Raw genomic sequence first — 19139 nt, forward strand, 5'->3', positions numbered from 1 at the left:
CGCGGCGTGGTTCAGCCGGCAAGGTAGCGCCCCGCCCCGTTTTAGTTAATGCGCACCCTAGGGTCTAGCAGGGCGTAAAGCATATCGACGGCGATGTTAACCAACACGAAAATGGCCGCCACGAATAGGGTGGCGCCCATTACCACCGGAAAGTCCAGGTTCTCGACGGCCTGCAAGGTGGTGGTGCCCAGGCCCTTCCAGTTGAAGATATATTCGATAAAGAACGCGCCGGCCATGAGCGAAGCTAGCCAGCCCGACACGGCCGTTACCACCGGGTTCAGGGCGTTGCGCAGGGCGTGGCGCCACACCGTAGCCCCTAGGCCCAGCCCCTTGGCCCGCGCCGTGCGGATGTAGTCCTGGCTCAGCACGTCGAGCATACTAGAGCGCGTGAGTTGCACGATAATGGCCAGCGGGCGCACCCCCAGCGCCAGCGCCGGCAGCAGCAGGTTGCGCAGCGCCAGGTGCCGCTGCCCGCTAAAGGGGTTGGTTTCGTAGAGCTGCCCGGTCAGGCTCAGGCCCGTCCAGTGGCTCCAGTAGAAGCCGAAGCTGACGGCGATGAGAATGGCCGCCACGAACGAGGGCACCGAAATGCCCAGCACCGAAGTGGTTACCAGTGTGCGGTCGAGCCACGACTGGGGCTTTAGCGCCGCCCCCACCCCTAGGGCAATGCCGCCCACCGCCGCCAGCAGCATGGCCGCCACCGCCAGCCACAAGGTGCCCGGAAAGCGGTCGAGCAGCAGCGCGAGCACGTCCTGGTTGCTTTGGAACGAGCGGCGCAGGTAGGGTCGCTTCAGCACCAGCGCCCGCTGGCTGCCCAGCGGCAGCAGCGCCACCCCGCCGTAGCGCGCCACCCCGGCCGAGTCGCGCCGGTGCACCCCTAGGGGCGAGGCGTCGTTGAGGTAGCCCAGCAGGCGCAGCGGCAGCGGCTCATCCAGCCCTAGGTCGGCCCGGATGGCGGCGCGAGTGGCCAGGTCCGAGCGTTGGCCGGCCAGCAGCGCGGCGGGGTCGCCGGGCAGCACGTTGAACAGCAGAAACACCACCACCGCCACGCCCACCAGCACGAGCAGGCCCTGGCCCAGGCGGCGAAATAAAAATAGGAGCATTGGCTCAAAAATAAGCACGTCATGCTGAGCTTGCCGAAGCATCTCTCCCGCGTCACTAACCTTAACTGTTAGGATTACTTACGCGGTAGAGATGCTTCGACAAGCTCAGCATGGCGTGCTTTTGTGTAATGATTACACCTTGGTTTACAGCGCCTTTTCCACCTGGTACAGCTTTGGAATGTCGTGGTAGTGGTACTTGGCCATCACGGTGCCATCGTGCAGCGCCATCAGGCCGGGGTTGGCGCGAATCATAGTTTTGAGGACCGTGGCGTCGGCAAAGGCGTAGGGCGCGGCCAGGTTTACCTCGTGGCGGAAGGCGTCGAACTTGCCGGCGCTGGTGCTGGTGATGGCCAGCACCTCAATGTGCTTGCGCGACTTGGCCGCGTCGGCCACCAGTTGGTTGAGTTGGTCGAAGCGGTCACGGTCGGCTTTGTTGGTGTTTTGAATGAGAATCAGCAGCTTATTACCCGTTAGTACTTGTTGGGTGATGTTGTTGCCTTCGGGGTCGCTGACAACGAAATCCGTAATGGGCGCCTTCGATTGCTCGGGGTTGAGCACGGTCATCGACTTGTATTTCCAGGTCGAGTCGGTGGGGAAGGCTTCCGATTCCATGGTTTTGCCAGCGCGCTCGAAGGTGTAGCGGTAGCGCGGGGCCTCGGCTGGCTTCATCTGCTGGGCAATGTTATTGCCCACTTTGTAGGGCAAAAAATCGAAGTAGGGCAGGTGCCCCAACGCCCGCACCCCAATGCCGATGGCCAGGGCGCTGGCTACGGTCATGGCCATGAGGCCGGCCGTGCCGCGCACAAACGAGTGCCGCAGAAAGCGCTGATTAGTAAACACCACGCCCCACAGAGCCAGCAAAAACAGGTCTTTGCTAAACGAAGCCCAGGGCGTAAGCTTGAGGAAGTCGCCGAAGCAGCCGCAGTCCGTCACCTTGTTGAACGCGGCCGAGTAGAAGGTGAGGAAACCAAAAAAGACCAGCAGCGCCAGCAGCACCCCTAGGGTCTGGCGCAGGTACCAGCGCAGCAGCAGCGCCACGCCCAGCATCACCTCCAGCGAGCTGAGAAAGATGCTGAGTAAGCGGCTCTGGCCCTTCAAGAAATCGAAGAAGCCCGCCGCCCAGGGCACGTCCAGGGCAAATACCTCGAAGTATTCTTCCAGCTTGTAGGCCGTGCCCACGGGGTCGTTGAGCTTGATGAGGCCCGAGAAGATGAACACGGCCCCCAGCACCACCCAGCACACCCGCGTAAACAGGCGCAGCGAGTGCGAAGCCGTGGGAGCCGGCGTAGTAACGGGGCGTAGAACGGGCATAGGGGTAGTAACTAGTTACTGGTGATGAGTGACTAATACGTAAACATAGAACGTCATGCTTATCTGGCGTCCGCTTGTCGAAGCATCTCTACCGCGTCGCCTAGGGCCATTGTTCGGTAGAGATGCTTCGGCTGCGCTCAGCATGACGGGCTCTTTAAACAGGCTTTTGACTGGCAGCTGCTTCCTCCCCCAGAATGAGCGCAAACACCGCATAGTTCAGCATGTCGCGGTAGCTGCCCTCCACGCTCTCGCTAACCAGGGCGGCGCCCCCCAGGTTTTCGAGCTGCTTTACGCGGTGCAGCTTCATGAGTATCAGGTCGGTAATGCTGCTCACGCGCATCTGGCGCCAGGCCTCGCCGTAGTCGTGGTTTTTAGCTTGCAGCAGCTCGCGGTTCAGGGCGTTTTCGTGGTCGTAGGCGGCGGCCACCTCGGCGGCGGGCAGGTCGAGGGGCGCGGCGGCGGGCAGGCGCAGCTGCATCAGGGCAATGAGGCAGTAGTTGATGATGGCCACAAATTCCTCGTCCACGCCGTCGGCTACGCGCTGCACGCCGGTTTCCTGAATGGTGCGGATGCGGTTGGCCTTGATAAAAATCTGGTCCGTGACGGAGGGCAGGCGCAAGATGCGCCAGGCGGTGCCGTAGTCGTGGGTTTTGGCCAGAAACAATTCGCGGCAGCGGCTCAAAATCAGGTCGTAGTGCGCGGCGGTAGTCAAGCGGTAAGTGAGTAGATGAGTAAATAAGTAAGGTGGCTGGCCGACTGTTGCGACTGCTCTGCGTACCCTTCTGCGTCTTCGGTGGTGGAAATACCCACCCGAAAACCCCCGCAAGTTCGCCCGCACCGCCGGATATTTACCGCCGCGCGCTGCCCCCCCGCCCACCCTCCAGTGCCCTTGCCCAGCTACCCCACCACCCACTGCCTGCGCAGCCCCCACGGCCGGCTGCTCGACTTGCGCCAGCCGCAGGTAATGGGCATCCTTAACCTCACGCCCGACTCGTTCTACCCCGGCTCGCGCCTGGGGCAGGCCACCGAGGCGGCCCTGCTGGCCCGCGCCGAGGCCATGCTTGCAGCCGGCGCCGCCGCCCTCGACGTGGGCGGCTACAGCTCGCGGCCCGGCGCCGACGACATCGCGCCCGCCGAGGAAATGCGCCGCCTGCTGCCCGCCATCGCGGCCCTGCGGCATGAGTTTCCGCATGCCTTTATTTCGGCCGATACCTTCCGGGCCGCCGTGGCCGCCGAGGCCGTAGCCGCCGGCGCCGACCTGGTGAACGACATTGGTGGGGGCACCCTCGACGCCGAGATGCTGCCCACCGTGGCCCGCCTAGGGGTGCCCTACTGCCTGATGCACCTGCGCGGCAACCCCCAAACTATGCGCAGCCTCACCCACTACGACGAGGATATTGTGCTGACGCTCTTGCGGTTTTTTCGCGACCAGCTGGCGGCCCTGCGCCAGGCCAACGGCGGCCAGCCCCGGCCCGACGTGCTGCTCGACCCCGGCTTCGGCTTCGCCAAAACGCCCGCCCTCAACCACGCCCTACTGCGCCGCCTGCCCGAGCTGCACGCCCTAGGGTGCCCGCTGCTGGTAGGCCTCTCGCGCAAGGCCATGGTGTATAAGCCCCTGGGCCTGGGACCCGAAACCGCCCTCAACGGCACTACCGCGCTGCACGTGGTGGCCCTGCAGGGCGGCGCCCGCCTGCTGCGCGTGCACGACGTGCCCGAAGCCCGCCAGACGCTGGCTTTGCTGGCCGCTGAAGTGGCCTAGAGCGGTTTCTGGAACGGTGTTTAGGCCGCCCTCCGCGGGGGACCCCACCCCCGGCCCCTCCCCTCCGGGGGAGGGGAGCCACGGCACAAACCGAGCGTTTGCTAACGTCAGGCTCCCCCTCTCCCGGAGGGGAGGGGCTGGGGGGGGCCCGCGGAGGGTGGCTTGTACCCCTAGACCTCTGGTCGGCCAAATAAGCCTGCGCGCTTAACTTGCCGGCCATGAAAAATTTCGCTGGCTCGTTGCGGCCGCTACTACTTTGGCGCCGGTGGGTAGGTGGCTTGGGCGTGCTGCTAGCCCAGGCTGGGCACGCGCAAAACTTGTTTCAGGGCCAGGAGGCGCTGTTTACGCCGCCGCTGAGCTACGTGGTGCAGCACACCACCCAGGCCCTGACCCTGGACGGCAACCTGAACGAGGGCGACTGGCAGCGCGCGCCCTGGACCAGTGACTTTGTGGATATTGAGGGCGCCGCCAAGCCGCGCCCCACCTACCCAACGCGGGTGAAGATGCTCTGGAACGACTCGACGCTCTTTATCGGCGCCAGCCTGCAAGAGCCGCAGCTGTGGGCCACCCAAACTCACCACGACGATATCATCTTCAAGGACAATGACTTTGAAGTCTTCATCGACCCCGACAACGATACCCACCAGTACTTCGAGATTGAAGTAAACCAGCTGGGCAACATTTTCGACCTCTTCCTGCCCAAGCCCTACCGCAACGGCGGCGACGCGCTGGTGAGCTGGGACGCGCCGGGCCTGCGCACGGGCCTGCGGCTGGCGGGCACCCTCAACCAGCCCCGCGACCAGGACCAGGGCTGGACCGTGGAAATGGCGGTTCCGCTAAAAGCCCTGCACGTAGGCTACGATTGGCACGCGCCGGCCGAGGGCACGCGCTGGCGCATCAACTTCTCGCGGGTGGAGTGGGATGTGCGCGCCACGCCGACCGGCTACCAGAAGCAGCTGAGCGCCAGCGGCCAGCCCCTGCCCGAGCACAACTGGGTGTGGTCGCCGCAGGGCGTCATCAACATGCACTACCCCGAGCGCTGGGGCTACCTGCAGTTCACGCGCCAGGCGGGCACCCCCTTCCAGCTGCCCTACGCCGAGCAGCAGAAGCCCTACCTCTGGCTGGTGTACTACCGCCAGCAGCAGTACCTGGCGCAGCACCAGCGCTACGCCACCACCCTGGCCGAGCTGGCTTTGCCGCCCCAGGTTACCCTAGGCGCCCAAGTAAACCAGTTGCAGCTGGCCGCCACCGCCAGCCAGTTTGCCGCCACCATCACCGCCGCTGGCCACCCCACCATCCGCCTCAACCAAGAAGGCCTGGTGCAAACCCTGAAGCCCTGACGAGTGGCCGAAATGTTAGGCCGCGCCGCGTTGTGGCTGGCTTAGCGGCCGGGCGGGTGGGAGGGGGGTAGGGCGCATCGTTTCGCGGCGGGGTATACTTGCAGTAAAGAACCGCCCGGCTGCCTAGGGCTGCGCGCGCGGCCAACGTTTCTGAAAATAACCTAACGAGCTGATTGCAAATGGAAAAGACAAAATCAACTACCCTCTCGCCCCTGGTTATTATTGGCGCGCTGTTTTTCATCTTCGGCTTCATCACCTGGCTCAACGGCACGCTGATTCCGTTTCTGAAGCTGGCCTGCGAGTTAACCTACGCCCAGGCCTTGTTGGTCACGTTTGCTTTCTACATCGCCTACGTATTTCTGGCGTTGCCCTCGTCGCTCATTCTGCAGCGCACGGGCTTTAAGAACGGCATGGCCCTAGGGCTGGTCGTGATGGCTGTGGGGGCGCTGGTGTTCGTGCCGGCGGCGCAGGCCCGCTCGTTCGGGTTGTTTTTGCTGGGCCTGTTTGTGCAGGGCGCGGGCCTGGCCTTGCTCCAAACCGCTTCCAACCCCTACGCCACCATCCTGGGCCCGCTCGACAGCGCCGCCAAGCGCATCAGCATCATGGGCATTTGCAACAAAGTGGCCGGTATTCTGGCGCCCGTGCTCATCGGGGCCGTGGTGCTTAAGGGCATTGCCGAGCTAGAGCAGCAACTGGCCGGCACGCAGTCGGCCGCCACCCGCGCCACGCTGCTCAACGAGCTGGCCGGGCGCGTGGTAGTGCCCTACCTGACCATTGCCGGGGCGCTGCTGGTGCTGGCCTACCTGGTGCGCCGCTCCAGCCTGCCCGAGCTAACCCCAACTGCCGAGACCACCGCGCCTGCCGGCCGCCTCAGCCAGTATCCGCACCTGATGCTGGGCGTGCTGGCCATGTTTTGCTACGTGGGCGTCGAGGTGATTGCCGGCGATACCATTATTCAGTACGGCCGGGCGCAGGGCATCAGCCTCGACGTGGCCCGTAACTTCACTTCCTTCACCCTAGGGGCCATGCTGCTGGGCTACGTGCTGGGCATTGCCACCATGCCGCGCCTGCTCAGCCAGCAGCTGGCGTTGCGCCTCTGCGCCATCCTGGGGGTGCTGGCCACCATCGGCATCACCCTCACCCACGGCTACGCCTCGGTGCTGTGCGTAGCGCTGCTGGGCTTGGCCAACTCGCTGATGTGGCCGGCCATCTTCCCGCTCAGCATTAAGAACCTGGGCAGCTACACCGAGCGCGGCTCGGCCCTGGTTATCATGGGCATTGGTGGCGGGGCGGTGCTGCCCTACCTCTACGGCAAGCTGAGCGAGGGCGTGGGCTTGCAAAACGCCTACTTGCTGCTGGTGCCCTGCTACCTCTACATCCTGTTTTTTGCCCTGCGCGGCCACGCCTACCCCGCCAAGGTGCCGGCCAGCTACGCCGTGCCCGCCGTGTAGGCCACCCTGGCCGCCGGGTGCCCACCGGCGCCGGCCTCCCCTCGCTCTTCGCCCTAACAAACGCCTAGTTCATGCCCTTTCCTCGTCCGTTGCTTGCTGCCGTTCCCAGGTTTCTCACTCCGCTGGCACTGCTGGCCAGCACCGCGGCCTTCGGACAGGCGCCGGCCGCTCAAGGCCTAGGGCTGGTGCCGCTGCCCCGCGAAGTGCAAACCCCGGCCGGCCACTACGCGCTGCCCCAGAAGGTTAGCATTTACGCCGCCGGCCCGGAGGCGCGCAGCGTGGCCGGCCTGCTGCAGGAAATGCTGACGGCGCTGGGCCGGACCGCGAGCCTAACCACTAACCGCCAGGCGGCCCAGATTCGCCTGGGCCCGGCCACCGGGGCCGCCCTCGGCCCCGAGGCGTACCGGCTGGCAGTTGGCCGGCCAGGCGTGGACATAACAGCGACCGGCGGGGCGGGCCTGCTCTACGGCTGCCAGACCTTTTTGCAGCTGCTGCCCCCTAGGCCCACGGCGGGCCCCCTTAGCCTGCCCTACGTGCGCATCAGCGACGCGCCGGCGTTTACCTGGCGCGGGGTGCACCTCGACGTGAGCCGCCACTTCTTCCCGGTCGAGTTCGTGAAGAAGTACATCGACTTTCTGGCCGCCTACAAGTTCAACACCTTCCACTGGCACCTGACCGACGACCAGGGCTGGCGCATCGAAATCAAGAAGTACCCCAAGCTGACTACCATCAGCTCGCAGCGCAAGCAAACGCTGGTGGGCGCCCAGCAAACCTTCAAGTCGCCGGCCGACTTCAAGTACGACGGCCAGCCCTACGGCGGCTTCTACACCCAGGAGCAAATTAAGGACGTGGTGGCCTACGCCAAGCGCCGCTACATCACGGTGGTGCCCGAGATTGAGATGCCCGGCCACTCGGTGGCCATTTTGGCCGCCTACCCCGAGCTGGCCTGCCAGCCCGGCCCCTACGAGGTGTGGACCAAGTGGGGCGTGAACGAGGACATCGTGTGCCCCACCGAGCCCACCATCAAGTTTTTTGAGGATGTGCTGGCGGAAGTAATCCCCTTGTTTCCGGGTAAGTACGTGCACATTGGCGGCGACGAGGCCCCCAAGACGCGCTGGAAAACCAGCGCCGCCGTGCAGGAAATCATGAAGCGCGAGGGCTTCACCGACGTCGAGCAGGTGCAGGGCTGGTTCAACCGCCGCATTGAAACCTACTTGACCAGCAAGGGCAAGAAGCTCATCGGCTGGGACGAAATACTGGAAGGCGGCATTGCGCCGAGCGCCACCGTGATGAGCTGGCGCGGCGAGAAAGGCGGCATCGAAGCTGCCCAGAAGGGCCACGACGTGGTAATGTCGCCGGGCGGCTGGCTTTACCTCGACGCCGGCCAGAACCCCGTGCCCCACAGCCCCAATGAGCCGCTGATGATTGGCGGCTACCTGCCCCTAGAGAAGGTCTACAGCTACAACCCGCTGCCCGCCGCCCTCACGCCCGCCCAGCAGGCGCACGTGCTGGGACCCCAGGCCAACCTCTGGACCGAGTACATTACCACGCCCGCCAAGGCCGAGTACATGCTCTTTCCGCGCCTGCTGGCCGCCTCGGAAGTAGCCTGGACGCCCAACGCCCAGAAAAACTACGCCGACTTCGTGCCGCGCCTCGGCCCGCAGTTTGCCCGCCTCGATGCCAAGAAGATTAACTACCGCGTGCCCGAGCCCCTAGGGCTCGATAGTGTGAGCGCCCAGCGCCAACCGGGCCGCCAGGTATTTACGCTGCGCTCGCTGGTGCCCGGCGCCCAAATCCGCTACACCCTCGACGGCCACCTGCCCGACCTGACGACTGAGCGCTACACCCAGCCCCTGACTGTGCCCACCGGACAGCGCCTGCTGGTGCGCGCCGTCACCATCGCCCCCAACGGCCGCGTGAGCCCGCCCGCTGAACTGCTGGTGCGGTAGGGGAGTTAAAGCCGCACAGAAAAGGCGGTCATGCTGAGCTTGCCGAAGCATCTTTACCGCATCGTCCGAGTGACGTTCGGTAGAGATGCTTCGGCAAGCTCAGCATGACCGCCTTTTTGCTTTTCAGGTACTCTATGCCAATAGCGCCGGCTTTTCCTGGTAGGTTTTCCAGAGAAACTCGCCGAAGATGGTGTTGGCCCAGGCAAACCACGAGCGGGTGAATTTCTTAGGGTCGTTCTTATTAAACGACTCGTGCATGTAGCCGGTGCCGGCGTGGGTGGTTTTGAGGCTCTGGATGCAAGCCCGGATTTCGGCATCGTCCTGGCTGGTGAGGCCGCGGGTGGTGATGGCAATGGGCCAAATCATGTCCAGCCCCACGTGCGGGCCGCCGATGCCCTCGGCCGCCGTGCCCTTGAAGAAGAAGGGGTTGGCCTCGGACAGCAGAAACTTGCGCGTGTTCTGGTACACCGGGTCAGTGGCGGGCACGGCGCCCAGGTAGGGCAGGGCCACCAGGCTGGGCACGTTGGCGTCGTCCATCAGCACCTGGCTGCCGAAGCCGTCTACCTCGTAGGCGTAGATTTTACCGTGCTGCGGGTGGTCTACTACGGCGTGCTCGCGCAGGGCTTTCTCTACCTCGTCGGCCAGGGCGCGGCAGTCCTGGGCGGTGGCGGTTTCGGCGGGGGCTAGGGCCGCGAGTATTTCGGCGGCCTGGCGTAGGCTCGTGACGGCGAAGAAGTTGCTGGGCACCAGGAACTGGTAGAGCGTGGCGTCGTCGCTGGGGCGGAAGGCCGAGCAGATGAGGCCCACCGGCCGCACCGGGTAGCCGTAGCCCTTGAGGGGCTGGGTGTCAGTGGCGTTGGTGGTTTCGCGCTGGAAGTGGTAGGGGCCTAGGCCGTTCTTGCGCTGCTGGGCCCGGAAGGTTTGCAGGGTGGTTTTGATGGCCTGCTGCCACTGCGCGTCGAAGGGCTTGGCGTCGCCGGTTTTCTTCCAGTAGTTGTAGGCCAGGCGGATGGGGTAGCAGAGCGAGTCGATTTCCCACTTGCGCTCGTGCACGCCGGGCTTCATATCGGTCTTGTCGGTTTTCCACTCGCCCACCTTGGTGTCGTCGCCATAAAAGGCGTTGGCGTAGGGGTCTTTGAGGATGCAGCGCGTCTGGCGGTTGATGACGCCCGCTATGAGGTTGCGCAGCTCGGGGTCCTTGTCAATTAGCTGCAAGTAGGGCCATACCTGGGCCGACGAGTCGCGCAGCCACATGGCGTCGATGTCGCCGGTGATGACGTAGGTATCGGGCCGGCCCCCTAGGGTGCTGTACGTCACGGTCGTATCGAGGGTGCTCGGGAAGCAGTTCTCGAACAGCCAGCCCAGCTCGGGGTCCTTCACCTGCTTCTTAAACTCCACGATGGCCGCCTCCACGGCCTTGCTGCGAAACCGGCGCTTGCCCGCCGCCGGCCGCACCACCGGAAACGCGGGCGCCGGGGCGGCAAAAGCGGTGGGCGACAAGGCCAGGCCGGCGGCCAGTAGCGACGCCTGCTGCGCAAAAATTCTACGATTCATAAGCGGATGGGTGAGGCGATAGGAAGGTTGAAGGCCGAAAAATAGAACGTCATGCTGAGCCTGCCGAAGCATCTCTGCCGCGCCACAAGGATACTCCCTAGGGCCTTATTCGGTAGAGATGCTTCGCGGGGCTCAGCATGACGTTCTTTTAGTAACTGTAGCTGCTGGTGAGGCAGCTAGCTAAGCAACAGGCAGCTTACTTCTTGGGGGTGGAAAAGGAGTAGGGGGCCGCGTCGGGCGTGGTGCCGCGCGTTTTGTTGGGGGTGGCGCTCATCTCGTAGTCGAGCGTGGCGCCCTTCAGCAAGTCCTCGTAGGTGAGGTAGTTCTTGTCGTAGGGCTGGCCGTTGATGGTCAGCTGGTTGACGTAGCGGTTGGCGTCCGAATTCTGGGGCGCGTTCAGCACCACGTCCTTGCCGCCGGGCAGGTGCAGGGTGGCCTTGGGGAAGAGGGGCGCGCCGAGCACGTACTGGTTCACGGCCGGGCACACGGGGTAGAAGCCCAGGGCCGAAAACACGTACCAGGCCGAAGTCTGGCCGTTGTCCTCGTCGCCGCAGTAGCCGTCGGGCGTGGGCAAATACAGGCGGTTCATCACCTCGCGCAGCCAGTACTGCGCCTTCCAGGGCTGGCCGGCGTAGTTGTAGAGGTAAATCATGTGCTGGATGGGCTGGTTGCCGTGGGCGTACTGGCCCATGTCGGCAATCTGCATCTCCCGGATTTCGTGGATGGTGCCGTGGTAGTACGAGTCGTCGAACACGGGCGGCAGGGCAAACACGGTGTCGAGGGTAGCCACGAACTTGCGCGGGCCGCCCATGAGGTCCATCAGCCCCTGCACGTCGTGAAACACCGACCAGGTGTAGTGCAGGCTATTGCCCTCGGTGAAGGCGTCGCCCCACTTAAATGGGCTGAACGGCTTCTGGAACGAGCCGTCCTGGTTGCGCCCGCGCATCAGCCCGCTCTCCTTGTCGAAGAGCTTGCGGTAGTTTTGGCTGCGCTGGGCGTAGAGGTTGATTTCCTTCTTGGGGCGCCCTAGGGCCTTGGCTAGCTGGTAGATGGTGAAGTCGTCGTAGGCGTACTCCAGGGTGCGGGCCGCATTCTCATTAATCTTCACGTCGTAGGGCACGTAGCCCAGCTTGTTGTAGTACTCCACGCCGTAGCGGCCCACGGCCGGCATGGGGCCCGCGTTGTTGGCGCCGTGCGTCAGGGCCTCGTACAGCACGTTCATGTCCTGCCCCCGAATGCCCTTGAGGTAGGCATCGGCCACCACCGAGGCCGAGTTGTTACCCACCATCACGCTGCGCAAACCGGGGCTGGCCCACTCGGGCAGCCAGCCGCTTTCCTTGTAGTCGTTGGCCAGGCCCTGCTGCACTTCGGTGCTCACCTCGGGGTAGAGCAGGTTCAGGAAGGGAAACAGCGAGCGGAACGTGTCCCAGAAGCCGGTATCGGTATACATATAGCCCGGCAGCACCTGCCCGTTGAAGGGGCTGTAGTGCACCACCTTGCCGCTGGCGTCCAGCTCGTACAGCTTGCGCGGAAACAGTAGCGAGCGGTACAGGCACGAGTAGAACGTGCGCCGCTGGTCGAGGCTGCCGCCCTCAATGTCGATGCGGCTCAGCACCTTGTTCCAGGCGGCGCGGCCGGCTTGGCGCACGGCGTCCAGGTCCTGGTTGCCAATCTCGTTGAGGTTGAGCACGGCCTGCTCGGGGCTGATGAACGACGAGGCCACGCGGGCATTTACGCGCTCGCCCTTGCTGGTCTTGAAGCCCACGATGGCCCCGGCGTGGTTGGCCGTCACGTCGAGGGTGCCGGCGGGGGCTAGGGTTTTATCCTGGTACAGCGCCGTGCTGGTAAAGTCGTGGTCGAACTCCAGCACGAAGTAGTTCTTGAAGTTCTGAGGCACGCCGCCGCTGTTGCGGGTGGTGTAGCCCACGATGCGCCGCTGCTGGGGCAGCACCTGCACGTGCGAGCCCTTATCCAGCGCGTCAATCACCACGTAGGCGCTGTCGGTTTTGGGGAACGTGAACCGGAAGCGGGCCGCCCGCTCGGTGGGCGCTATTTCGGTGGTCACGTCGTGGTCGGCCAAGTACACGCGGTAGTAGTTGGGCTCCACTACCTCCGTCTTGTGCGAAAACCAGCTGGCGCGCGCGTCCTCGTCAAACACCGGCTTGCCCGTGAGGGGCATGAGGGCAAACTGCCCGTAGTCGTTCATCCAGGGCGAGGGCTGGTGCGTTTGCTTGAAGCCGCGCAGCTTGTCGGCCGCGTACTGGTAGGCCCAGCCGTTGCCCATTTTGCCCGTCTGCGGCATCCAGAAGTTCATGCCCCAGGGCAGGGCAATGGCCGGGTACGTGTTGCCATTGGAAAGGCTCGGCTTCGAGTCGGTGCCAATGCGCGGGTCTACCCACTGCGCGGGGTCGGCGGCCGCCATGGTGGGCCCCTGGGCCAGGGCCGGCGCGGCGGCCAATAGCGCCAGGGCGCCTAGGGCAAGAAAATGCTTAAGCATTCGGTGGGAAGGAGAAAAGGAATTCAGAAGTTGCTTGCAAATAAAAGGCGGTCATGCTCATCTGGCGTCCGCCTGTCGAAGCATCTCTACCGCGTCGTTGAACGACGGTAAATGGCGCGGTAGAGATGCTTCGACAGGCGGACGCCAGATGAGCATGACGTTCTTTTCTCATTAGTTACCCTAGGGTCCTACCGATACACCAGCTGCACGGCCGGACTAGCCGCATACGCGGCCCACAGCTCGTCCAGCGTTTTGCCGGTTTGCTGCTGCCAGATGGCGGGCGTGTAGGTGCGGGTGCGGGCGGCGGCGTCCAGCTTTTCCACCACCTTGGGGTGCCCGTGCTGCTCCAGCCACACCAGGAAGCGCGCCATGATGCGGTAGCTGTTGGTGTAGCTCTGGCCGGCTTTGTAGTCGGGCAGCTTCCAGTTGCCGGCCTGGTTGTTCACCCCGTACACGTAGCGGGCGTAGTCGGCAATGCCCTCGGTGAGCCAGCCGGGCGCGCTGCCGTTGGGATAGGCCTGCACGATGTGCATGACCTCGTGCGTCACCACGTCAATGTCCTCGGGGCGCTCGCGCAGCCACTTGGGGCTGTAGTCCACGATGCCGTGGTCGGTGGCGGCCACGCCCTTATAGGCGGGGTTCACAAAGAACACCACCCGGCGCCGCGTCTGCTTGTTAAACCGCTTGGCCTCCTGCGGATACACCGTGAAGAAAGCCTCCGTCATGCGCTGCTTGGTGGCGGGCGCCAGGGCCGAGTCCTGGTTGATGAACACCAGCGTGTAGCCCTTCCGGGTGAGCGAGTCGCGGCCCAGGGGCACGGCCGGGCCGGGGCTCTGCGCGGCCGCCGGCGCGGCCAGCAGCCCTAGGGCCAGCAGCGAAGGAAAAGACAGGAGTTTGAGCACGAATTGCGAAAAAGCGCGGGTTGAAATGGGCCTCAACAAATAGCGCCCGGCTACCCCTAGGGGCCACCGGGCGCTAAAGCTACTTGCCGCTACCAGCCGGGGTTCTGGGTCAGCTTCTTGTTGTTGTTGATTTCGGCCGACGGAATGCCCCACAGCAGGTATTTCTCCTGGAAGGCCGGCCCTACTTCGGCCTTGAAGCCCACCACGTTTACGAAGCGGTTGTTGGCCACGTCGTAGGTCTGGCGGGTGCGCTGGATGTCGAAGTACGCCTTGTTTTCGTAGGCCAGCTCGTGGTAGCGCTCCTTCCACACGGCGGTGCGGAAGTCGGCCTGGCTCAGGCCGCTGAGGGCGGGCAGCTTGGCCCGGCTCCGAATAGCGTTAATCTGGGTGTAGGCCTTGGTGTTGGGGCCGCTCACCTCGTTAATGGCCTCGGCGTAAATGAGCATTACTTCGGGCATGCGCAGCAGCGTCCAGTTCTCGTCGCCCACGCCGCTCCCTAGGGCCGTTTCCACCTGGAAGTACTTGTAGAGCGCCTGGCTGCCGAAGTTAACTATTTTGCTGGGGTCGCGGATGGACGGGTACTTCGAGAAGTAGAACTGCTGCTCCTGGGCGCGCAGGTCACCGCTTTCGTGGGTGGCGTAGAAGCCCGGCGTGGGGATGAGGGCCCCAAATTCGTCGTTGTACTTCGAGATGCCCACGAAGTAAGGAATCACCAGCGCGCTGATGGCGCTGTTCGACACGTTGGCCAAAAACTGGGCTTGCAAAATCAGCTCGCCCTGGTTTTTGTCGGTGGTGTTGTGCAGCGAGGCATAGTTAGTGAACAGCGGGTACTGGTTGGCGTCAATCAGCTCGGCCGCCTTGTCGGCGGCCTTCTGGTAGTTGGCCTTTATTTGGAGCGGGTAGCCGGCCGTGGTCAGGTACACGCTCGCCAGCAGCGCCTTCACCGCGCCCTGCGAGATGCGGCCCGTGCGGTCAACGGCCGGCAGGCCCGACTGCTCGGCGGCCTGCAAGTCGGCAATGATGAGGTTGTACACATCGGCCTGCGGGGCGCGCGAGGGGTAGAGGTCCGGGCTGCTGCCGTCGATGGGCGTCGTCAGCAGGGGAACGTCGCCATAGAGGCGCACCAGGTGGTAGTAGAGGAACGCCCGAATGAAGTAGGCCTGGCCCAGCAGCGCCTTCTTCGTAGCGTCATCCATCGAAACGTCGGGCACGCGCGCTAGCACTAGGTTGGCCGCTCCAATGCCGTTGTAGGCATTGTTCCACACCGACGAGAAGTAGGGGTTGGCCGGGTCGATGCTCTGGTTGATAATCTGGTTGTTGTTGAAGCTCTGCCCGAGGGTGGTGGCGTGCTCGGCCATCAGCTCCAGGGCTACCCAGCTCGACTCGCCGTAGCCGGGGCCGTCGTTGAGCAGGCGCAGGCGGGTGTAGAGGCCATCCACGGCAGACTGGGCCTGCGTGGCGTTGGTGAAGTAGTTGGTTTGCGTGAGCGTCGAGCGGTTGTCTTCAACCAGGAAGTCCTTGCAGCCGGTAGCCGCGAGCAGCAAGCCGGTGCACAAGGCCGTGGCCTGCGCGCGGGAGCGAATACGAGATAACATATAAAGCTGGGTGGGAAGAATTTAGAGGGTTACGTTGAGGCCCGCCGTGAACACGCGCGACTTGGGATAGTCGAAGAACTGAATGCCCTGCGCGAAGGCGTTGCCGTAGGTCGAGGTTTCGGGGTCGTAGCCCTTGTATTTGGTGGCCAGGAAGAAGTTTTGGGCCGACACGTACACCCGCAGGCGAGCCAGCTTAATGTGCTGCAGCAGCTCGTTCGAGAAGTTGTAGCCCAGCACCGCGTTGCGGCCCCGGATGAACGAGCCGTCCTCTACCTTATAAGAGTCGATGCGCGAATCGTAGTACACGTAGGAGGGGCGGGCCTGCGCAATCATCGTGTTCTGGTTGGTGGGCGTCCAGGCATCGTAGTAGGCGCGCGAGTAGCTGTTGGCCTGGTCGGTGCGGTCGAGGGCCGAGTGGTGGGTCAGGTTCATCACGTCGTTGCCGTAGGTGAACTGGATGTCCACCAGCAGGTCGAGGCCCTTGTAGCGGAAGGTGTTGCTGAAGGTGCCGAAGCCCGTGGGGATGCTCTTGCCGATAATCACTCGGTCGAGGTCGTTAATCTGGCCGTCGTTGTTCTGGTCGGTCCACTTCAAGTCGCCGGGCAGGCGGTTATACAGCTTGGCCCGGTCGGCCTCGGCGGTGCCCCAGGTGCCTTCGCGCACCAGCCCAAACAGCGAGCCCACCGGCTGGCCAATGCGCAGCACGTTGGTTTCGTTCAGGAAGTTGGGGCCGGGGTAGATGTCGTCGCCCGCCGGCCCTAGGGCTAGCACCCGGTTCTTAAGGAACGAGATGTTGAAATTGGTTGACCAGCTGAAGTCTTTCCCCTGCACGTTCACCGTGTTCAGGGCCAGCTCCAGGCCTTGGTTGCGCACGCTGCCCACGTTGCTGAAGATGCTGCCGTAGCCGCTGGTGCGGGGCACCGGGCGGGCCAGCAGCAGGTCGGTGGTGGTGCGCGAGTACAAGTCGGCTTCGAAGCTCACGCGGTTCTGCCACAAGCCCAGGTTGAAGCCCAGGTCGTACTGGCTGGCGCGCTCCCAGCGCAGGTCGGGGTTGCCCAGGGTGCTGATGGTGGTGCCCGTTACCCGCGTGCCATTGATAACGTAGGTGTTGGTGCCTAGGCGGGCCTGCGACTGGTAATTGGCGAAGCTGCTGTTGCCGGTTTGGCCGTAGCCAAAGCGCAGCTTCATGTCGCTAATCGTGCTGTTGCTTACCAAGAAAGGCTCTTGCGAGATGCGCCAGGCCACGGCGCCCGACGGGAACACCCCCACCTGGTGGTCGGCGCCGAAGCGCGAGGCGGCATCCGAGCGGATGGTACCCGTCAGTAGGTAGCGGTCCTTATAGCTGTAGTTGGCCCGGCCGAAAAGCGAGAAGAACTGGTTGGCGTCAAAGTTAGAGGTAGGCGCCTGCGGTGCCGAGCCCGCGCCCAGGTTATAATAGGAGTAGCTATTGTCGGCGAGGCCGCGCGTTTCCGTGTAGTCCTGTAGGGCCTGGAAGCGCTGGGCATCCACCCCGACCACCACGTTCAGCGAGTGGTCTTGCGCAAATACCTTGTTGTAGGTCAGGTAGTTCTGCCACTGCAGGCTCTTGCCGTCGTAGGCCGTGAAGCCGGCCAGGTTCTGGGTGCCGGCCCGCAGCTGAATGAGGTTGGTCGAGGATGTGGGGTTGAGCTGCGAGCTGATGTTGGCGCCGAACACCGAGCGGAAGCTCAAGCTGGGCGAGAAGGTGATGTTGGCGTAGATGTTGCCCGCAAACACTTGGTTGCGCGTCAGGTTCACGTCCTCGCGGGCGATGGCCACGGGGTTGTCGCCGCTTTCCATGTCGGGGTAGTCCTGGCGCCGCGCATACGTGCCGTCGAGGTACTTGATGGGCATGATGGGAATCATCTCAATCATCATGCGCGGGATGTTGTTGCCGCCCACGAAGTTGTTGCCAATCTTGTCCTCGATGTTGCTGTAGTTCAGCGTGGCGCCCACTTTCAGGTAGCTCTTCACCTGGTTGTCCACCGTGAGGCGGCCCGAGTAGCGCTTCTGGTAGGTTTCGCGGATGATGCCCTGGGCATTGGTGTAGTTCAAAAACAGGCCGAAGGTGGTCTGGTCGTTGCCGCCCGAAAACGACAGGTTGTGGCTCTGGGCTACGCCGGTTTGCGTCACCTCGTTCTGCCAGTCGGTGTCGTAGAGGGGGTTCAGGTTCGAGTCGAACAGGCGCCTAGGGTCGTTGGGGTTAGCCAGGGCCTGGCGCTTGATGCGCGGGTCCTTGCTGGCGTACTTGCCCGCGGCCCAGCCGGCAGGGTCAAACTTCTGCACGTTCTGGTAGTCCAGGTCTTCCAGGGCCAGAAACTCCCGCGCGTTGAGCACGTTGAGCTTGCGCGCCAGGGTGCTGATACTGACGTAGTTGTCGTAAGACACCTGGCTACCCTTGCGCCCGCGCTTGGTGGTCACGATGATAACGCCGCTGCTGCCGCGCGCGCCGTAAATGGCCGTAGCCGAGGCATCTTTGAGCACCTCCAGGCTCTCAATGTCGTTGGGGTTGAGCGTGGTAATGCCCTGCTCCCAGAACACGCCATCCACTACGTACAGCGGCGTATTGCCGGCGTTGATGGATGAGTAGCCCCGCACCCGGATGGTGGGCGCGCTGCCCGGCTGCCCCGAGTTCAGCGACACGTCCACGCCCGGCACCTTGCCTTGCAGGCCCTGCGCCACGTTCACCACGGGGCGCTCCACCAGTTCGGCGCTCTTCACCGAGCCAATGGCCCCGGTTACGTCCGAGCGCTTCTGGGTGCCGTAGCCCACTACCACTACTTCGTTCAGGGCCTGGTCGTCGCTCACCAGCTGCACCGATAGGTCGGTGCGCCCCCCTAGGGCTATCTGCTGCGACACGTAGCCGACCGACGAAATCACCAGCGTGGCGTTGCCGTCGGGCACCGACAGCGAGAACTTACCATCGGCATCCGAGCTAACACCCACGCTGGCGTTGCCCTTCAGGATGATGGTGGCGCCGGGCAGCGGGTTGCCTTTCTCGTCGGTAACGCGGCCCTGCACCGTGACGGCGGCCGCCACCAGGCGCGAAGCGCGCGCGTAGGCACCAGCGGCAGTACCCCGGGCCGTGGCCTGCGTGAGCGGCAGCAGCGTGGCGGGCAGCAGCAGCAAGGGCATGCCCCGCAAACTTTTTCGAGATAAAGAATTGAACATACGAAAAGTGGGAATTGGGTGGGACTTAAAACAGGTAGACAAGCAGCTGTATGCCAAATAACTAGCTGATGCTAAAACATTTTAGCAAAAAAACTTAACGAGCAACTTGGTAGGCTGGCAGGCTAAAAAAAAGGCATCGGTGACTAGCGAGCGGCGCTAGCGGCAGGGTAGCGCAGTGCGCAGCTAATGGCTGGGACTAGCGCGAAAAATTGATAAGTAAAGTATCAATTTTTGCTGGGAAAGTAGCAGAAAGCAAGCTTAGCAGAGTGCTGTTGACTGACTATTACCTTTTATGAAGAACAGGTTAAGCCTGTAAAATCAAGTAGTTAGCCGACCGGAATAGATGAGTCAGCAATGAATTTCTGGGGAAATATCTAAAAGTTTTTCAAAGCCACCAAATTTTTGCTTAAACATTTTAGCATATTTGTCTATCCATTCGAACTGATTGGTGGCCTGGCTGCTAAGGCGCCAGGCTGCGCAGCGCACACG

12 protein-coding genes are annotated in these 19139 nt (G+C 63.4%); 4 read left to right on the forward strand and 8 right to left on the reverse strand.

From position 1 onward, the window contains the following. Positions 1 to 41: 41 nt before the first annotated feature. The 3 genes from HHL22_RS17215 to HHL22_RS17225 form a co-directional block, all read right to left on the reverse strand. Positions 42 to 1103 carry an ABC transporter permease gene (locus HHL22_RS17215; protein WP_169532650.1) on the reverse strand — a complete coding sequence of 354 codons (1062 nt, stop codon included), beginning with the start codon at positions 1101 to 1103 and terminating at the stop codon, positions 42 to 44. Between the two features lie 144 nt (positions 1104 to 1247). Then, positions 1248 to 2414: a BT_3928 family protein gene (locus HHL22_RS17220; RefSeq protein ID WP_241738166.1), complete on the reverse strand. Its 1167-nt coding sequence runs from the start codon at positions 2412 to 2414 to the stop codon at positions 1248 to 1250. Between the two features lie 154 nt (positions 2415 to 2568). Continuing rightward, a complete protein-coding gene (locus HHL22_RS17225; protein WP_169532651.1) occupies positions 2569 to 3126 on the reverse strand; it encodes a DUF1599 domain-containing protein in 558 nt (185 codons plus the stop codon). A gap of 171 nt (positions 3127 to 3297) precedes the next feature. Here HHL22_RS17225 and folP point away from each other — a divergent pair, with 171 nt between their 5' ends. The 4 genes from folP to HHL22_RS17245 all read left to right on the forward strand — a co-directional run bounded on the left by folP (position 3298) and on the right by HHL22_RS17245 (position 8913). Then, positions 3298 to 4173: a dihydropteroate synthase gene (folP, locus tag HHL22_RS17230; protein WP_317172687.1), complete on the forward strand. Its 876-nt coding sequence runs from the start codon at positions 3298 to 3300 to the stop codon at positions 4171 to 4173. Positions 4174 to 4391: 218 nt separating this feature from the next. Next, complete coding sequence (locus HHL22_RS17235; protein ID WP_169532652.1) at positions 4392 to 5513, forward strand: carbohydrate-binding family 9-like protein; 1122 nt, start codon at positions 4392 to 4394, stop codon at positions 5511 to 5513. Between the two features lie 179 nt (positions 5514 to 5692). Further along, positions 5693 to 6964 (forward strand): sugar MFS transporter, encoded by a 1272-nt coding sequence (locus HHL22_RS17240; RefSeq protein WP_169532653.1) that lies wholly within the window; start codon positions 5693 to 5695, stop codon positions 6962 to 6964. A gap of 89 nt (positions 6965 to 7053) precedes the next feature. Beyond that, positions 7054 to 8913, forward strand: a complete 1860-nt coding sequence (locus HHL22_RS17245; protein ID WP_169532654.1) for a beta-N-acetylhexosaminidase — start codon at positions 7054 to 7056, stop codon at positions 8911 to 8913. 132 nt (positions 8914 to 9045) lie between these two features. Here the strand turns inward: HHL22_RS17245 and HHL22_RS17250 are convergent, their stop codons facing one another. The 5 genes from HHL22_RS17250 to HHL22_RS17270 form a co-directional block, all read right to left on the reverse strand. Beyond that, on the reverse strand, positions 9046 to 10467 hold the full coding sequence (locus HHL22_RS17250) for a glycoside hydrolase family 125 protein (protein WP_169532655.1): 1422 nt from the start codon (positions 10465 to 10467) through the stop codon (positions 9046 to 9048). A 196-nt stretch (positions 10468 to 10663) separates the two neighbouring features. Beyond that, positions 10664 to 12964, reverse strand: coding sequence for a GH92 family glycosyl hydrolase (locus HHL22_RS17255; RefSeq protein ID WP_169532656.1), 2301 nt, complete (start codon positions 12962 to 12964; stop codon positions 10664 to 10666). 188 nt (positions 12965 to 13152) lie between these two features. Further along, positions 13153 to 13866: a basic secretory protein-like protein gene (locus HHL22_RS17260; protein ID WP_206680740.1), complete on the reverse strand. Its 714-nt coding sequence runs from the start codon at positions 13864 to 13866 to the stop codon at positions 13153 to 13155. A gap of 89 nt (positions 13867 to 13955) precedes the next feature. Then, a complete protein-coding gene (locus HHL22_RS17265) occupies positions 13956 to 15461 on the reverse strand; it encodes a RagB/SusD family nutrient uptake outer membrane protein (RefSeq protein WP_206680741.1) in 1506 nt (501 codons plus the stop codon). 21 nt (positions 15462 to 15482) lie between these two features. Next, positions 15483 to 18614: a SusC/RagA family TonB-linked outer membrane protein gene (locus tag HHL22_RS17270; RefSeq protein WP_169532657.1), complete on the reverse strand. Its 3132-nt coding sequence runs from the start codon at positions 18612 to 18614 to the stop codon at positions 15483 to 15485. Positions 18615 to 19139: the final 525 nt, after the last annotated feature.

The organism is Hymenobacter polaris (assembly GCF_012927305.1).
GTDB classification, from domain to species: domain Bacteria; phylum Bacteroidota; class Bacteroidia; order Cytophagales; family Hymenobacteraceae; genus Hymenobacter; species Hymenobacter polaris.